Source organism: Amycolatopsis sp. NPDC003731 (assembly GCF_053586895.1).
Genome location: NZ_JBSFNC010000030.1, coordinates 42,196 through 58,662, shown reverse-complemented (window position 1 = coordinate 58,662; position 16,467 = coordinate 42,196). Strand labels below are relative to the sequence as shown.

At 72.6% G+C, this 16,467-nt stretch carries 12 protein-coding genes; 5 read left to right on the top strand and 7 right to left on the bottom strand.

Going from position 1 to position 16,467, the window contains the following annotated elements; genetic code table 11:
- Positions 1–45: 45 nt before the first annotated feature.
- From ACWDN5_RS15570 to ACWDN5_RS15560, 3 genes are read right to left on the bottom strand one after another with little or no spacing between them, the layout of a single operon-like run.
- The gene (locus tag ACWDN5_RS15570) at positions 46–249 is read right to left on the bottom strand and encodes a hypothetical protein (RefSeq protein WP_449676767.1); all 204 of its coding nucleotides are present in this window, start codon (positions 247–249) and stop codon (positions 46–48) included.
- The gene (locus ACWDN5_RS15565; protein WP_449676766.1) at positions 246–2,213 is read right to left on the bottom strand and encodes a YhgE/Pip family protein; all 1,968 of its coding nucleotides are present in this window, start codon (positions 2,211–2,213) and stop codon (positions 246–248) included. Before ACWDN5_RS15565 ends, ACWDN5_RS15570 begins: the two co-directional genes overlap by 4 nt.
- Complete coding sequence (locus tag ACWDN5_RS15560) at positions 2,213–4,894, bottom strand: MMPL family transporter (protein WP_449676765.1); 2,682 nt, start codon at positions 4,892–4,894, stop codon at positions 2,213–2,215. The genes ACWDN5_RS15565 and ACWDN5_RS15560 overlap by 1 nt, the downstream gene beginning before the upstream one ends.
- A 110-nt stretch (positions 4,895–5,004) precedes the next feature.
- Here ACWDN5_RS15560 and ACWDN5_RS15555 point away from each other — a divergent pair, with 110 nt between their 5' ends.
- From ACWDN5_RS15555 to ACWDN5_RS15540, 4 genes are all read left to right on the top strand, one after another.
- Positions 5,005–5,724, top strand: coding sequence for a TetR/AcrR family transcriptional regulator (locus ACWDN5_RS15555; RefSeq protein WP_310976806.1), 720 nt, complete (start codon positions 5,005–5,007; stop codon positions 5,722–5,724).
- Positions 5,725–5,786: 62 nt separating this feature from the next.
- On the top strand, positions 5,787–7,715 hold the full coding sequence (locus tag ACWDN5_RS15550) for a glycoside hydrolase family 44 protein (RefSeq protein WP_449676764.1): 1,929 nt from the start codon (positions 5,787–5,789) through the stop codon (positions 7,713–7,715).
- Between the two features lie 46 nt (positions 7,716–7,761).
- Positions 7,762–8,160: an effector-associated constant component EACC1 gene (locus ACWDN5_RS15545; protein ID WP_310976808.1), complete on the top strand. Its 399-nt coding sequence runs from the start codon at positions 7,762–7,764 to the stop codon at positions 8,158–8,160.
- 8 nt (positions 8,161–8,168) lie between these two features.
- Positions 8,169–10,037, top strand: coding sequence for a caspase, EACC1-associated type (locus ACWDN5_RS15540; protein WP_449676762.1), 1,869 nt, complete (start codon positions 8,169–8,171; stop codon positions 10,035–10,037).
- 28 nt (positions 10,038–10,065) lie between these two features.
- Here ACWDN5_RS15540 and ACWDN5_RS15535 read toward each other — a convergent pair whose 3' ends face one another.
- The 3 genes from ACWDN5_RS15535 to ACWDN5_RS15525 all read right to left on the bottom strand — a co-directional run bounded on the left by ACWDN5_RS15535 (position 10,066) and on the right by ACWDN5_RS15525 (position 15,061).
- Positions 10,066–12,318, bottom strand: a complete 2,253-nt coding sequence (locus ACWDN5_RS15535; protein WP_449676761.1) for a hypothetical protein — start codon at positions 12,316–12,318, stop codon at positions 10,066–10,068.
- Positions 12,319–12,638: 320 nt separating this feature from the next.
- Entirely contained in the window at positions 12,639–13,817 is a 1,179-nt protein-coding gene (locus ACWDN5_RS15530) for a serine hydrolase domain-containing protein (protein ID WP_449676787.1), read from the bottom strand.
- Positions 13,818–14,200: 383 nt separating this feature from the next.
- Positions 14,201–15,061: a hypothetical protein gene (locus ACWDN5_RS15525; protein ID WP_449676760.1), complete on the bottom strand. Its 861-nt coding sequence runs from the start codon at positions 15,059–15,061 to the stop codon at positions 14,201–14,203.
- A 181-nt stretch (positions 15,062–15,242) separates the two neighbouring features.
- Here ACWDN5_RS15525 and ACWDN5_RS15520 point away from each other — a divergent pair, with 181 nt between their 5' ends.
- The gene (locus ACWDN5_RS15520) at positions 15,243–15,740 is read left to right on the top strand and encodes a SigE family RNA polymerase sigma factor (protein ID WP_449676786.1); all 498 of its coding nucleotides are present in this window, start codon (positions 15,243–15,245) and stop codon (positions 15,738–15,740) included.
- A gap of 30 nt (positions 15,741–15,770) precedes the next feature.
- Here the strand turns inward: ACWDN5_RS15520 and ACWDN5_RS15515 are convergent, their stop codons facing one another.
- Positions 15,771–16,343, bottom strand: a complete 573-nt coding sequence (locus ACWDN5_RS15515) for a hypothetical protein (protein ID WP_449676759.1) — start codon at positions 16,341–16,343, stop codon at positions 15,771–15,773.
- Positions 16,344–16,467: the final 124 nt, after the last annotated feature.

Genomic DNA, 16,467 nt, shown 5'->3' with positions numbered 1-16,467 from the left:
GGCGGTGGGTGCGCATCCCGGCGAACAGCGTGCCCTCGACCGGGGTCAGCCTTTGAGGCGGGGGAACAGGTTCTCGCCGTTGCCGCGGTCGATTTGGAACTGGCGGAGCGCGGCCAGCTGCTTGGGCACCTGGTGCTGCTGGTCGAGCAGCGCCCACGCCCGCTGCGCCTTGTTCTTGGTGTTCAGCATCGTCAGGACAGGATGAGGCTGATCGCCGTGCGGGGTGTCGATGCGGTGGGCGCGGCTCATGCGAAATCTTCCTTTCCGGTGACCGGGGTCAGGGGGAGGCGGACGTTCCTGGCGGACAGGTAGCGGCGGCGGTCGGTGACCACGATGGACACGAGGGTGCCGACGAGGAGCCAGGCGCCGAGCTGGGCGACGCCGGTGGTGAGGCCCGTGCCGTCGGTGGCGGTGGCGCGCAACGCCAGCACCGCGCCGTGGGTGGGCAGGTAGCCGGCGATGGCGTAGAGCGGCCCGGGCAGGGTGGAGACGATGCCGGTCGCTCCGGCCAGGACGAGGACGGCCAGGGACGCGAGCCGTCCGGCCCGGCCGAAGATCGCCGTGGCGGCCTGGTTGAGGGCGACGAACGCCGACGCGGCCAGCAGCGCGATCAGCAGGAACCCGATACTGCCCGCGAGCCCGAGCTTCAGCACGGGGACGGCGATGGCGGTGATGGCGACCGCCGCGAGCGCGGCCGCGGTCGCCCCGGGAAGGGCGGCGCGCAGGATGATGCGCCAGGTGGGTTCCCGGGCGGTGAGCACGGCGTCCGGCACGGCCCGGGTGACGAGGTAGGTGGCCAGCGCCAGCGCCCACAGGGCCAGCGCCGCGAACAACGTCAGCGCCAGGGTGCCGACCGAGGTGCCGTCGGTCGTCGCGGTGCTCGGGTCGGCGGCGACGGTCTTCAGGTGCGCGCGTTCGGCGTCGGTGTACGACGGCACCTGGTCACGGCCCTGGTCGAGCTGACCCGCGAGCTCGTGCGCGCCGGAGTCGACCTCGGTGACGCCGTCCTTCAGCTGCCCGGCACCCGAAGCGAGCTTCTGCGCACCCGAGTTCGCTTGCCGGACGCCGCTGTCGAGCTGCCTCGCGCCACCGGCGGCGGACGCGATCCCGGCGGCCAGCTCCCGGGACTTCCCGGCCAGCTGGGCGTTGCCGTCGGCGACCTTGCGGGCGCCCGTTGCCAGAGCCTGGACGGAATCGCGCGTCTTGACGGCGTTGGCGCGGATGGCGGCCTTGACCCCGTCGATCTTCCCGGCATCGGTGGTGAACCGGTCCGCGGCCTGCCGGAGCTCACCGCAGAAGGCCGCGGTGCCGGTGCACTCGCCGGCCAGCCGGCGGAACTGCTGCGCGGCGCTGCCGGCCGAGGGGACGGCGTCGATCGCGGCGATGATCCGGTTCGCCAGCGGCACGACGACGCCGGCGAGCTGCTCGTTGCCGTCGGCGACCTGGTCGGCGCCGTCGGCCAGCTGCCGGGTCAGCGCGGGCAGCTGCGCGGTGTCCCGCTCGGCCTGGATGAGCCCGGAGGCCAGCTTCCCGGAGCCGGTGGCGAGCTGCGCGGTCCCGTCCGCGAGCTGGTCGGCGCCGGCCGCCAGTTGCGCCGCGGCATCGGACAGCTGCCGGGTCCCGTCGGCGAGCTGTCCCGCACCGTCCGCGGCCTTGCCGACCTGTTGGTGGAGGGTAGTGAAGCCGAGGTAGACATTGTCCAAATAGGTCTGGACGACCTGCTGGTTCAACGTCCGTTGCGTGGCTTGGGCGATGTGGTCGGCCAGGCCGGGATCGGTGACGCCGGCGGCGTCGGACGTCCGCACCTGCAGCTGGGCCTGCCGGGCGTCCAGGGGTTTGCCGGTGGCGGCCGAGGTGGCGCGCGCGGAGAAGTCCCGCGGGATGGTCACCGTGGCGGCGTAGCTGCCGTCGGCCAGGCCGTCGGCAGCGTCGGCGGCGTCGGTGAGCACCCAGGTGTAGGCCGAGTCGCCGCTGTGGGTGAGGTCGCCGGCGAGCTGGCGGCCGAGCGGGATGGTCTGCCCGTTGACCTGCACCGGCTCGTCGTTGTTGACCACGGCGGCCTTCGCACTGCCGTGGTTGGTGTCGGGCGTCCAGAACGCCCAGGTCAGCAGGCCCATGACGAGGATCGGGACGGCGATCAGGCCGGCCCACGTCCGCCAGGTCAGCGGTCCGGAGGCGAGGGCGCGGGCGGAATCGGCGAACGGCTTGAGCATCAGGAGACCTCGGCGGGCTGGGCGGCGGTGAGGGCGTGCAGCCGGGTGTGCCGCCAGGGCAGCAGGTCCCGGATGCGCTCGGGGTCCTGGCAGGTCAGCACGAAGGTGGTGCTCCCCGGCTGGGCGAGCAGGGCGCGGACCCGGTCGCGGACGTCGGTGCGCAGCACGAGGTCGACGTCGTCGACGACCACGAGCCCGGCGTCGCGGGCGGCGGCGATCTCCCGGGCCGGGTCCTTGGTGTCGCGGCAGGACACGACAGCGACGTCCCGGCGCAGGGCGTGGGTGTGCTGGGGCAGCACCCGGCCGAGCACCTTGAGGTCGCCGGTGAACTTCGTGACGCGCCCGGCGAGCGTGTACAGCAAGGCGGTCTTGCCGCACGCGCCCGCGCCGTGCAGCACGAGGAGTTCCCCGGGCCGCAAGTGGAGGTCGACGCCGTCGTAGACCGGACGGCCGCGGTCGTCCTTCAGCCGCAACGCGCGGGCGCTGATCGGCTCGGTGCTGCCGGGAGCGGGCCAGTCGGCGAGCCGCAGTTCGTGCACCAGCGCGTCCCCTTCGGCGTCGAAGACCGGCAGGACGCGGTCGAGCTTCGGCGGCAGTCCCCAGGCGCGGCGGCCCAGCAGCGCCAGCACCGCGGGCACCAAGGTCATCCGCACGATGAAGGCGTCGACGAAGACGCCGACGGCGAGGCTGAACGCGATGGGTTTGATGGTGGCGCTGCCTTCGGGCACGAACGCGGCGAACACCGCGAACATGATCACCGCCGCCGCGACCACCACGCGCGAGGCGGACACGAACCCGGACTCGATCGCGTGGTGCGGGTCGCCCGAGTGGACGTAGTCCTCGCGGATCCGCGAGACGAGGAACACCTCGTAGTCCATCGCGAGTCCGAAGAGGACACCCATCAGGATGATCGGCAGGAAGCTGATCACGCTGCCGGTGTGGGTCACGCCGAGGGCGTCCGCGAAGTGGCCTTCCACGAAGACGAACGACGTCGCCCCGAAGGCCGCGGCGACCGAAAGCAGGTAGCCGGCGGTGGCCTTGATCGGCACCCAGATCGAGCGGAACACCATGGCCAGCAGGATCAATGAGAGCCCGACCACCAGGATCCCGAACGGCACCAGGGCGCTGCCGAGCTGGGCGGAGACGTCGATGCCGACCGCGGTGATGCCGGTGACCGCGGTCTGCGTGCCGTAGGCGTCGCGGAAGTGCTGCTCCTGCCCCCGCAGCCGGGACACCAGGTCGTCCGTCTGCACGGAGTCCGGCGCGGTCGCCGGGACGACCTGGATGATGCCGGTGTCGCCCTTGGGGTTCGGGGTGGCCAGCGGGACCGAGGCCACGCCGGGCAGCCGCCGGATCTCGTCGGCGATCCGGTTCACCAGGCCGACCGGGTCGGTGCTGGTGATGATGTCCGCGGTGACGATCAGCGGGCCGTTGTAACCGGGGCCGAAGTGTTCGCTGACGACCTCGTAGGTGTCACGCGCGGGACTGCCGTGCTCTTCGGTGCCGTTGTCCGGCAACGCCAGCCGCAGCGACGCCGCGGGGAGCGCGCAGATCGCCAGCCCGGCGACGACGACCAGCACGGTGACCAGGGGCGCCTTCGTCGCGGTGCGCACCCACCAGCGGGCGACCTGCGGCTTCCGGCGGCGCCGCTTCGGTTTCGGGACGCGCGGCCGCAACCGCTTGCCCGCGAAGGACATCAGCGCGGGAACCAGGGTGACGGCGATGCCGACGGCGAGGGCGACCGCGACCGCGGCGGCGATGCCCATGGTGGTCAGGAACGGGATCCCGGCCACGGCCAGGCCGAGCAGGGCGATGACGACGGTGAGGCCGGCGAAGATGACCGCCGAGCCCGCGGTGGCGGTGGCGCGGGCGATCGACTCCTCGACGTCGAGCCCTTCGCCGAGCTGGTCGCGATGACGGGACAGCAGGAACAGGGCGTAGTCGATGCCGACCGCGAGGCCGATCATCACCGCCAGCATCGGCGCGGTCGACGAGATCGGCGTGACCAGGGTGGCCAGGTAGATCAGCCCCGCGGCGAAGCCGACCCCGAGGACGGCGGTCACCAGCGGCATCACCGCGGCGATCAGGGACCGGAACATCAGCACCAGCACGAGCAGCGCGATGACCAGGCCGATGCCCTCGGTGGGACTGAGCTTCGGCACCCGGTCGGAGAAGGCGTCACCGCCGGTGTGCACCTGCGTGCCGGTCTGCTTCGCGAGGTCGGCGGCGATCGCGGCGAGCTGTGTCCGGGTGGCCGGCTCGACGGCGGTGAGCTGCACCTTCAGCGGCACGGCGAGGAGCGCGGCCCGGCCGTCCCCCGACACCGCGCCGTGCACGCTCGCGTCGAACGGGTTCACGACCGTGGCGACCTGGCCGACCCGCCCGATCCGGGCGACGGCTTCGGCCACCGCGGCCCGGATCGGCGGGGTGTCGGCCTTCGCCCCGTCCCCGGCGACGAGCACCAGCTGCGCGGACGTACCGCTGACCTCGGGGAAGACCCGGCCGAGGTGGTCGAGCGCGTCCTGCGACTCCGAACCGGGGATGGCGAACGTGTCGTCGGTGCCGTGGTTGAACGCCAGCGCGGCGCCGCCGGCCGCGGCCAGCACCACGACCCACAACGCGAGGACGAGCACGCGCGCCCGGGCGGCGGCCCGGCCGAGCCGGTAGAGGAACGACGACACGAGGACTCCTGACCACGGTGGATACGTCGTGTATCGTAATGCACGATGTATCCGATGCGCAGTGCATCGCGTCACTCCTCCGAGTGCACCGGGGAAAGTAAGGTGACCGCATGACGACCAGCGGGACGAGCCTCGGGAGCCCCAAGGGCATGACGCGCCGGCGCGCGGAGACCCGGCGGCGGGTCATCGAGGCGGCCTACGACGTCTTCACCGAACTGGGGATCCGGGACGCTCCGGTCGAGCTGATCTGCGACCGCGCGGGCTTCACCCGCGGTGCCTTCTACTCCAACTTCGCCAGCAAGGAGGAGCTGTTCCTGGCGGTCTACGAGGTGCAGATGCAGGAGCGCACCGAGCGGCTGCGCGCCGCGGTCGCCGAGGCCGCCGCGACCGCCGATCCGGCGGCGCCCGACGTGGTCACGCGCGTGCTGCAGGACGCGAGCGTGCTGTTCACGGAGTCGCTGACCGCGGACGAGACGTGGTACCTGCTCAACGTCGAATTCCGCGCCCAGGCCCTGCGCCGGCCCGACCTGCGGGCTCCGACCGCGGCCGCCGAGCGCCGGTTCCACGACGCGCTCGCCGAGATCCTGCTCGACCTGCTCGGCCGGCTGGGCCTGCGGCTGACCGTCGAGCCCCACAACGCCGTCGTCACCATGGTCCGGCTGTACGAGACGATGCTCGAACGGGCCATCCTCGACGAGCTGCCGAGCACGGCCGACAACCGGTACCTCACCGAGGTGCTGCCGCGCTTGCTGACCGCGTTGGTCACCCAGGCCGGCGATTCGACCTTTTCGAGTCCTGACAACGGGAATGACCACCGATCGTCGCATTGACGACGGCGGCGCGGCCGGTACCGTATGGGAGCGCTCCCACACCCGGCGGCAGGAGTTTCCCCATGGGCGTTCGACGACGACGTCACCTCGGGCCCGGAAGGGCGAGCGGCGGTGTCCTGGCCGCTTTGCTGGCCGTACCGGCCATCGCCGCACCACCGGCCTCCGCCGCCGAGCTCGGCCTGTCGGTCGACGTGTCCGCCGCCCGGCATCCGATCAGCCCCGACATCTACGGCCTCAACGGCGGCGATCCGGCGTTCAACGCCGAGATCGGCCAGACGGTCGCGCGCTGGGGCGGCAACGCCACCACCCGCTACAACTTCAAGAACCGCACCTACAACACCGGCAGCGACTGGTACTTCGAGAACATCGTCGCCGACCAGGAGCACTCCGTCGAGGGCATGGTCGGCGCCAATCTCGGCCGCGGCATCAAGCCGGTCGTCGCCGTGCCCCTGAGCGGCTGGGTGGCCAAGGACTCGCCGTCGGCCCACCCGTTCGCCTGCGGGTTCCCGGCGACCCGGTTCCCGCAGCAGGACAGCTTCGACCAGTGGGACCCCAACTGCGGCAACGGAAAGCTCGACCAGCAGAACCTGACCGGGGTGCCTGCCGACACCTCGATCCCCGTGGACGCGGCCTTCGACGGCGAAATGGTGTCGCACCTGGTGTCGCAGTTCGGCACGGCGGCCCAGGGTGGCGTCCCGATCTACGAACTCGACAACGAACCCGTGCTCTGGTCCAGCACGCACCGCGACGTGCACCCCGAGCCGGTGTCGAACGACGAGCTCGGCGGCAAGGGCACCGCGGCCGCCGCGGCGATCAAGGCCGCCGATCCGAGCGCGGCCGTCCTCGGCCCGTCCGGCTGGGGCTACTGCGAATGGGTCGCGTCCGGAGTGGACGGTTGCGGGCCGGGCGCCGACTCGGCCGCGCACGGCGGGCTCAACCTGTCCCAGTGGTACCTGAAGAACATGAAGGACTACAGCGACGCCCACGGCGGCAAGCGTTATCTCGACTACTTCGACCAGCACTTCTACCCGCAGATCAGCGGCGACAAGACGCCCGAGGCCAACGCGCTGCGGCTGCGGTCCATCCGGTCGCTGTGGGACCCGACCTACGTCGAGGAGTCCTGGATCGGCCCGAGCGGCGTCAACGCTCCCCCGCTGCAGTTCATCCGCACGATGAAACAGTGGATCGCGCAGTACAACCCCGGCACCAAGACCGCCATCACCGAGTACAACTGGGGCGCACTGGACGACATCAACGGCGCCCTGGCCGAGGCCGACATCCTCGGCGTCTTCGGCCGGGAGGGCCTCGACCTCGCCACGATGTGGGGCGAACCCAAGCCGACCGACCCGGGCGCGTACGCGTTCCGCATGTACCGCAACTACGACGGCGCGGGCAGCCGGTTCGGCGACGTCAGCGTCTCGGCGACGGCCGCCGATCAGGGTCAGCTGGCGGTGTACGCGGCACAGCGGTCCTCCGACCAGGCGCTGACCGTCATGGTCGTCAACAAGACCGGTGGCGACCTGACTTCGCCGCTGTCGGTGGCCGGGTTCGACAACGCCGGTGCGGCACAACGGTTCACCTACAGCCCGGCGAACCTCAACGCCATAGTGCGCGGCGGCGACCTCCCGGTGAGCGACGGCCACGTCGACGCGACCTACCCGGCGAACTCCATCACGCTGCTGGTCCTGCCGGCGGCCGGGTGCTCGGCGAGCCTGCAGGTCAACGGTGGCTGGAGCACCGGGCACGTCGCGACGGTGACGGTCACCAACCACCGCCGCACGCCGATCACCGGCTGGCGGGTCGGCTGGACCTGGTCCGGCGACCAGCAGGTCACCAACTCGTGGAACACCACCCTGAGGCAGACCGCCGCGAAGGTGGTCGCCGCCGACGCGGGCTGGAACGGCCGGATCGGGGCGGGCGGCAGCACCACCTTCGGGTTCCAGGCGACCGGTGCGGCACCCCCGCCGGCGTTGACCTGCGCACCGGCCTGAGGCAAACCGCTCCCGCGCGGGTGCCGGGCCTGGCACGATTACCGGTATGCCCGACGACACCGAACTGAGGTTGCGCATCACCGGCGAGGACTCCGAGACGCGGCTGCGCGCCCTGCACCGCTGGCTGGGCCGCGAGGACGACCTGCGCGGCCGGGTGGCGCTGCGGAACCGGCCGGTCGCGCCCGGGGAGATGGGCGGGGTGGCGGACGTGCTCACCGTGGCGCTGGGGTCCGGCGGGGCCGCGGCGGTGCTGGTCCACGCGATCTCCCGGTCGGTGAGCACGTGGCTGACCCAGTCGCGCTCCGACGTGACGGTCACCATGACCACCACCACCGGCACCGAGACCCGGGAGATCACGGTGGACGCCCGCCGGGCCCGTGACCCCGAGGCCGTCATCCGCGAAGCCAAGGAAGCCTTCTCCGCGGACCGGACCGATCTTCGCTGAGGGACCGCGTGGACGAGCCCTGGTTCCCAGACGCGGCCGCGTCGCGGGCGGTGCTGATCGGCGTCAGCCGGTACGAGTCGGCCGAGCTGCCGCCGATTCCCGCCGTGCCCGCCAACCTCGACGGCCTGCGCGCGGCGCTCACCGACCCGGCGCTCGGTTCGGTGGCCGCGAGCGGCTGCCGCGTGCTCGGGGACGACGCGACCAAGGCCGCCGTGGGAGCGGCCCTCACCGAGGGCAACACGCAGGCGGCCGACCTGCTGCTGGTGTACTACTCCGGCCACGGCGTGCTCGACGACGACGGGCTGCTGCACCTGGCGCTGCGCAGCACCGACGCGAACCAACCCGGCTGGACGGCCATCCCGATCACCCTGCTCCAGCGCGAAATCGGGCGGTCGCGGGCCAAGGCCCGGATCCTGGTGGTGGACTGCTGTTTTTCCGGTCAGGCGGCCGAGGCGATGGCCGCACCGGGCGGTCTGGTGGCCGGCCAGCTCACCATCACCGGCGGCTACACCCTGGCCTCATCGGCGTCGAACCAACCGTCGCACGCCCCTCGCGGAGCCAGGTACACGGCCTTCACCGGCGCGCTGCTGAACGCGCTGGCCGCCCCGGTGCCGCTGACCATGGACGGCATCTACCGCCACACGGACGAGGAGCTGGCCGGCCTCGGCCTGCCCCGTCCCCGGCGCCGGGTGACCGACTACGCGTCCGACATCGCTTTGGTCCGCGGCCCCGTGCGGCGGGGTGGATCGGTTCCGGCTTCACGGCCTGGGGTGGAGCCTGCGGTACCGCCGGCTCCCGGAGGTGCGCCTGCGCCTCGCCGGCCGGAGCCGGCCGCGGGAGTGAAGGCCGCGGCGCCGCCAAGCCCCGCGCGCCGAGCCGAACCCGCACCTCGCCCGCCCGAGCCGGAACCGACACCGGCCGCGCAGACCGAGCCCGAAACCACCGCCCGCCAACCCGAACCGACACCAGCCGCACAAGCCAAGCCCGAAACCACCGCCCACCAACCCGAACCAACACCAGCCGCACAAACCGAGCCCGAAACCACCGCCCGCCAACCCGAACCGACACCAGCCGCGCGAGCCGAGCCCGAAACCACCGCCCGCCAACCCGAACCGACACCAGCCGCGCGAGCCGAGGCCGTGGCGCCGGCAAGCCCCGCGCGCCAAGCTGAACCAGCGCCTCGCCAGCCAGCGCCTGAGCCGGCCGCGCAGGCCGAGGCCGAAACCACGTTCCACCGACCCGCGCCCGCCGCGCCTTGGCTCGAGCCGGTCCCGGCTGCCCCACGTCAGGAGCGACCCGTGGCCGCCCCGCCGTCGCCCGGCGGGGTCCCGCGGACCTTCTCCTTCGATCCGCCCGGCCCGGCCGCCTGGCCCAAAGCGCTCGTCCCCGGCGGCACCTTCGTCGTCACGGCCGTTCTCGCCTGGATTGCCTTCACCGATCCCTCCCGCAACGGCGACCCGGGGATCTTCGAGATCGTGGTCGCCACCTTCTTCGGCGGCGCGCTCTCCATCGGCGCCCTCGCGTCCGCCTTCCAAGTGCTCCGGATCCTGTACGACGGAGCGCGACGCCCGGCCTCCCCGTGGACCCGGCTGGAGATCGGCCCGGCCGGACTGGCCGTGGCCGGCGACGGCACGCGGCACGAGGTGGCGTGGCCGCAGATCGAACGCGTGACGCTCGCCCGGGAGGCGCCCGGGTCCCCGACCGTCGTGCTCGGGCTCCGCGGGAACGTCGTCCTGCCCGGGACCCCCACCCGGAAGGGGCTGACCGGCCTCGGCCAGTGCCGGCAGTGGTCGGACGTCCTCGCCGCCGCGCGGCGGTTCGCCCCCTCCTCCGTGAGCGTCGAGCGCGACGTCCGGCAGGGCCGCGCGAAACCGTAGGCCGGCTCGCCGGCTGTCCCTGCCGCACTCATCCGTCCAGCAGCGGAAGCCCCCGTGCCGTGCGGAAGTCGTCGATCACGACGATGGCGAGCTGCGGGTGTGCGCTCAGGGCCTGGCGGGCGTCGGCCAGCAATTCCAGGCGTTCGGGCTCCCCCGGGATCTCCAGGTCGGCGATGGACAGTTCGAGCAGGGTGGCGTCGTGGTAGGCGAAGGCGGCGCTCTGCCTGGCGAGAGCGGACAACTCCGCGCTCGTCGTGCCGCCGGCGATGGCTTCGAGGTCCCGGGCGGCCAGCAGCAGTCCCCTCGGGTCGACCTTCAGCGAACGGATCACCCGCAGGTAGTGGGTCGTGTCGGCGGTGTCGGGGACCCGGCCGGCCGCGATCTGGAACCCGTGCGTCATCCGGCGGAGGTCTTCCGCGACCAGGGCCGCGCACACCGCGTCGAGACCGGGCGGGTCGTTCTCGTCGCCGAGGGCGATCATCGAACGGGCGACGCGGATGACGTCACGGGCCAGGCCGCCGGACAGGCAGTGGACCAGGCCCAGGAAGGGTTCCGACACCCCGATCACCCGGCTGCGCAGCAGCGCCTTGGTGTCGGCGAGCTTGAGGTGCTCGACGCGGACGATTTCGTCGAAGGCGCTGTCGAACGCGTCGCGGACGGCGGTACCCCGGCGTTCGTAGGCGGCCAGCGCGTCATCGGAAACCGAGACGAGGAAACGGGTTCCGTCGACGCCGAACACGCCCTTGATCTCGTTGAGGAACTGCTGCGCCAGCTCCGCCGACTCGATCTTGTCGAGTTCGTCGACCGCGATGAGGACGGCCCCGTCGGCTCCGCTCGCTCGAAAGGCCGACACCACGGACGCGAGGAACTCCCGCAGTTCGGCGACGATCTCCGGGTAGGTCAGGGCGCGGTCGGCCGACTGGACCGTGCGCGTCCAGCCCGCCTCCACGTTCGCCGGCAGCGAGAGCTTGCCGGACCACCCGGTGGTCGTGGTCTGGAGGAACCGGATCCGGGCCAGACGCTCTCGGGCGGGCAGCCCGACCGCCGTCAGCAGGTGCGCGTGGCTCACGGTGCCCAGCAGTCGTTTCCGCGTCCACCTCAGCGCCGCGACGCGCACGGCGATCACGACGAGCGCGGCGATCGCGATGAACACCGCGGACGCCACGACGATCACCGAAACCTGATCGGTGCCGAAGGCCTCGACCAGCGTGCCCGGCGACGTGACGGCGCCGGGCCGTACCCACCACGCGAGCCCGGCACCCACCACCGCGACCGCGGCGAGCACGCCGGCCGAGACGACGACCCGCCGTCGCGCCGCCCGCAGCGCGGCCACCGTCGCCGCGGGACGCACCAGATCGATGACGGCACCGCACAGGCCGGCGTACAGGTGCAGGACGAAATCCCGCGGCTGGTACTGCACCGGCGCACTGACCACGAGCTTGACCGGAGCCGGGTCGTTGGCCACCTCGTGCGTGATCAACGTGCTCTTGCCGACGCCTCGCGGCCCCGCGATCCCGATGGCGCCGCCGCTCATCCGCCGGGCCACCGCCTGGAACCGGCGGACCGAGCTGGTCGGCACGGTCTTCGTCGCGTCGGCGGGCCTGGCCAGGTCCGGCGCATGGGTGACATCGAGCACGACGCGCAACGGCGGCGGCAGCAGATCGTTGACCAGCGCGCGCACCACAGGCAGGACGCCGTCGTCGAGCAGCACTTGCTCCCACACGGCCGTCAGCCGCGCGGTGTCGAGCCGGTGGTTCCGGTCCGCCGCGGCCTCGATCCCCTGCCCCAGCGCCTTCACCCCGAAGTACACGCCCACCGAAAGCGCCATGGCGAGCGTCGCGGTCGCCCCTTTGCCGTCTTCCGACCAGGTTTTCGAAACCCGATCCCAGATCACCGAGAGCACCACGAAAACCGCGACGGCACCGGCCACCGGATGCCGGGACACTTCCCGCAGAAGAGCCACCACGAGTCCACGGGCGGATTCGGCGGCCGGTCCGATGCCCGGCTCACCCGCCCCGCCGGAGTGCGCCGCCACCAGCCGGGCCAGCACCGGCTCGGCCGGACCGAGCAGTTCCTCCGGCTTCTTCAGCACCCTTTCCCGGACCGCCGCGCGATCGATTCCGCCCCGCCGGATCGACGCGCTGATCTCGGGGCGGTCCAACCCCCGGTCGACCACCCGCTCCAGGTGGCGCTCGACCAGCTTCGCCCGGAGAGCGTCCCGGCCGGTACCCAGCGGGAACAGCTCGGCGTCCGCCGGTTCGCCGTGTTCGGGAAGATCCACCGTCTCGCTCCGGGCCGGTCGGGTCCACCCGCGCGCCGGGCGTCCTCGCGGAGGATGTCGCCTGGACCCACGACTCGGTAGCGGCACCCCGCGATGTTCAGCCGAATGGCGCAGGGACGCCGGTCACGGCCGGAAGAGGTCTCCGTCCGTTCCGGATCCGTTGCCGGCGGATCGGGTGTGTCCAGTCGGGTGCGCAACGACACCGGTTTGAGCAGGACCCAAGTTGGCGCGAAGATCATCCCGGAAACCACCCGGTCACGGTGAATCTTTGACCGCCCCGACCGTCACCGGCACGAAGACCGTGCTTGAGATCGGACTCGTCAGCGCATCGCGGCCTGGAGCCGAGCGGCGCGTGCCCGGGCGTCGGGCCCGGCGGGCGTGCAGAATTCCGTTACCATCGCCAGGATCCGGCCGGCCGCCGCGTCGGGGGAAGCCGTCAGGTCCGGGCTGGAGGCCACCGTGATGCCCCGGGTGCCCGCCTCGTCGCTCATGCTCCACGTGTTGTACCCGGGCACGTCGCCGCCGTGGCCCCACACCGCGGGTGCGCCGGGACCGCAGATCGCGGCCAGCGAAATCCGCATCAGCCCGAGCCCGTAGTCGACCAGGCCGCCTTCGCCCGGCCAGGGAACCGTGGTCTTCATCTGCGCCAGCAGCTCGGCCGGCAGCAGCGAGCCGCCGAGCAACGCGTCGAAGAAGCGGTTCAGGTCCGCCGCGCTCGAAATGATGTTGCCGGCCCCGAAGTAGCGGCTGAGGTTGTAGACCGTGACGTCCGTCAGCCCGCGCGGCGCCGGGTAGAGCTGCTCGTAGCCGCGGATCGCCGGGCGGGGCACCAGCGGGAAGTCCCGGGGCAGGAACGTGTCCGTGAGGTGCAACGGCCCGGTGATCCAGTCGGCGAGCACCTGCTCGAACCGGCGGCCGGTGAGCTTCTCCACCAGCAGGGCCAGCACGTTGTAGCCGGTGTTCGAGTACGACCAGCCGGTGCCCGGCGGGAACACCAGCGGCTGCACCGTGCTGTCGTGGATCGCCTCGACCTCGCCGAAGTGCACGAACCGTTCGGTGTCCACCTCTTCGAGGGTCGTCCAGGTGTACGGCGGCGCCAGGTCCCGCGGCACGCCACCGGTGTGCTGCAGCAGCTGCCGCACGGTGATCGGCTCCGGGTAGGGCAGCAGGCCGGGCAGGTACTTCCCGATCGGCTCGTCCAGCCCCAGCCGGCCCTTCGCGGCGAGCTTCAGCACGAGCGTCGCCGTGAACGTCTTGGACACGCTCCCGATGCGGAACCGCCCGCCGGTGTCCGGCTTCGCGCCGGTGACGACGTCGGCGACCCCGGCCCGCCCGCGCCACCGCCCGGCCGGATCCGCGGCGACCGCGATCATCCCCACGTTCCCGGCGCGCACGGCCGCATCCAGCGCGGCCTGCCGCGGGTCGGCCGCCGCGGCGGCGATACCGGTGCCGGCGACCAGCAGCACGGCGCAAGCGACGGAAACAACCCATCGGCGCATGATTCCCCCCCCGGTGTCCGCGGTCCCCCGACGGTAGCGCAGACCGGCCGCCGGGTCACCGACCGGACGGCGCAGCCCGGACCCGGGTTCGCCGGGTCGGACCGTGCCGGTCCAGTACATCGGGTCGGCGCGGTCGAAGGTGACCTTGATGGTGGCGCCGGCGTCCTCCGCGCCGCCGTGGTGGCCCTCGCCCGCCGCGGCTTCGTGGCCGCCGAACGCGTCGTTCAGGCCCTGGAACAGCTCGCGGTCTTGGTGATCCATCGGAACTCCTTCCCTCGCCGTCCATGCTCGGCGAGGATGCCCACCCGCCGACACCGGTGTCCCGGCCCGAACTGCCCGCCGGTCGGCCGGCGCTCTCCAGCCGACCGGCGGGCGCGCTCGTGCTACCGCTTGAGCAGCACGGAGTTCACCAGGGCCGATGCGGCCTGCTTCTGGGCGTGCGCACTGTCGACTTCGATCGTGTACGCCCCGAGCGCCCGGAACTGCCGCTCCGGAAGCGGGTCATCGGGGAAGGGCGGGCTTTGCGCGGCTCTGCTGGTCAGCGACACGGTCAGGGAGAAGCAGCCGGGGTCGAGCGGGGCCAGCTTCTTTTCGAGGTCGGGGCAGAGCACCAGGGTGTTGGTCTCGGCCTCGCTGGTGAACGTCGCGACCTTCTGCCCCGCGGGGATCTGCAGCGACTTCAACGGGGAGTCGATCACCGGCGGCGTGGTGCGGATCTTGCCCAGCAGGGCCAGCATGTCCGCAGCCGTCACCGGCTTCGTGGTCGTCACCCGGATCCAGCGACCGGGTCCGTCCTGCCACATCACGCCCTGCGGGTGCGAAATCTGGCCGGCGTCCGACGGCTTCGCCTTCAGCGCGCTGCTCGGCGCGGTGCCCTCGCGGACCTCGATCTGGAATGCGTACCGGTGCGCCTGCCCGTAGTGCACGGTCCCGAAGTGCGGCTGGATGGCCCAGAACAACAGGCCCCAGGAGCTGTCCTCGAGGCTCACGGCCGGCGCGGTCGGCAGGACCGGTTCGGCGGGCGGGGCATTCAGGCGCGACGCCGGCGGTACCGTCGTGGCCCCCTGGCCCAGCACCGCGACGGCGCCCACGCCGAGCGCGGCCACGGCGAGCGTCACCGCGGCGACGCCGGCGATGCGGCGACGCCGGAGCCGCCTGGTGGCCCCCGCGAAGACGGCCTCCGGATCGGGCGCCAGGGATTCCTGTGCGCGCAAGGTGCGGCGCAACGCGTCGAGGTCGGTCATCGCTCTCTCCTCTGCCCCGGGACGTCGCCACGGGAAAACCCTTCGAACTGCACACCCTCAAGACGCCGCTGCTCCGGCGAACTGTTGCGGTGGCTCGCGGATCCCGGAGGCGGGCGCCCGGTCGCCGGGAATTTCCCGCGGCGGCGCAACAGCCCGCCGGGGTCCCGGCGTCTGAGTGGGTGTGCACTTCGAAGAGTTCGCGCGCGAGGAGCTGCCCGACCTGGTGCGGTTCGCGGCCGTCCTGACCGGCGACCGCGAGCTGGCGCAGGACGTGGTGCAGGACGCGCTGGTGCGCGCGCACCAGCAGTGGCGCCGGGTGGCGGCGACCGACCGGCCGAAGCTGTACCTGCGGAAAATGGTCGTCAACGGCTACCTCTCGTGGCGGCGCCGCTGGTACCAGCGCTCGGTCCGGACCACCGCGGACGTCACGGGGTACGAGGACGCGGCCACGCCCGACCACGCGGACCGCATCGCCGACGCCGACCGGCTCGCCCGGCTGCTGGCCGCCCTCTCCCGGTCGCAGCGGGCCGCGATCGTCCTGCGCTTCTACGAAGACCTCGACGACCAAGAGATCGCCGAGGTGCTCGGGTGCGCGACCGGAACCGTCCGCAGCCACATTTCCCGGGGCCTCGGCGCCCTCCGCCTCCAGATCGCGGACGGCAAGCAGATCACGTGCTGACCACCTGGCGCACGGACCGCCGACGACCTCCTAGCGCTCCCGCACCACGGCCGTCGGGACACCCGGCTCCCGGAGAGACTCGAGGCAGCTCACCGACAGCCACACCAGCGACCCGCCGGCCACGACGTGGACGACGCTGGTGAGCGGGGTGTCCGGCAGCCGCGCCGCGATCGCCAGCACGGGCAGGGCGACGACGTACCCCACCGCCGGGACGCGCGGGTGGGTCCCGGCGCGCAGCATGGCCACCCCGAACAGGACCGTGCCCGTGGCGAAGACCAGCGCACTGCCCAGCAGAGCGACCATCGTCGGGCCGTGGAGCGGTTGCTCGCCGAGGAAGAACAGCGTCAGGTTCAGCGTGAACGCCGCGCCGCCGAACAGGCCGAGGCCGACGGCGTTCACCGTGTAGGCCACCGCGCCGAACGGGCCGGCCGCGGCGGCCTGCCGCAGGTGGAGCGCGGTGAGCAGGGGGACGGCGAACGCCGGGGACAGGCCGAGCACGATGCTCGTCGGCGCGCTCTCGCCGGCGAACGCCTCGATCGCGCCGGGGACGGCGATGGCGAGGCCGGCGAGCACGCCGCACCAGGCACCCAGTCTGGTCAGCATGGGGATTCTCCTTGGGACGTAGGCGTTTTGCGTGAACGGTAGGAACCGCGCCCGGCCCGGCGGAAGTGCCGGACGACCGGTGACCGGGTGGCCACCCGGCACGTGCCGTTCGGCCGGATCGGGC

Coding starts and splice junctions, on each gene's coding strand:
- ACWDN5_RS15550 (WP_449676764.1), top strand. CDS start 5,787: ATGGGCGTTCGACGACGACGTCACCTCGGGCCCGGAAGGGCGAGCGGC.
- ACWDN5_RS15545 (WP_310976808.1), top strand. CDS start 7,762: ATGCCCGACGACACCGAACTGAGGTTGCGCATCACCGGCGAGGACTCC.
- ACWDN5_RS15530 (WP_449676787.1), bottom strand. CDS start 13,817: ATGCGCCGATGGGTTGTTTCCGTCGCTTGCGCCGTGCTGCTGGTCGCC.
- ACWDN5_RS15570 (WP_449676767.1), bottom strand. CDS start 249: ATGAGCCGCGCCCACCGCATCGACACCCCGCACGGCGATCAGCCTCAT.
- ACWDN5_RS15555 (WP_310976806.1), top strand. CDS start 5,005: ATGACGACCAGCGGGACGAGCCTCGGGAGCCCCAAGGGCATGACGCGC.
- ACWDN5_RS15565 (WP_449676766.1), bottom strand. CDS start 2,213: ATGCTCAAGCCGTTCGCCGATTCCGCCCGCGCCCTCGCCTCCGGACCG.
- ACWDN5_RS15515 (WP_449676759.1), bottom strand. CDS start 16,343: ATGCTGACCAGACTGGGTGCCTGGTGCGGCGTGCTCGCCGGCCTCGCC.
- ACWDN5_RS15525 (WP_449676760.1), bottom strand. CDS start 15,061: ATGACCGACCTCGACGCGTTGCGCCGCACCTTGCGCGCACAGGAATCC.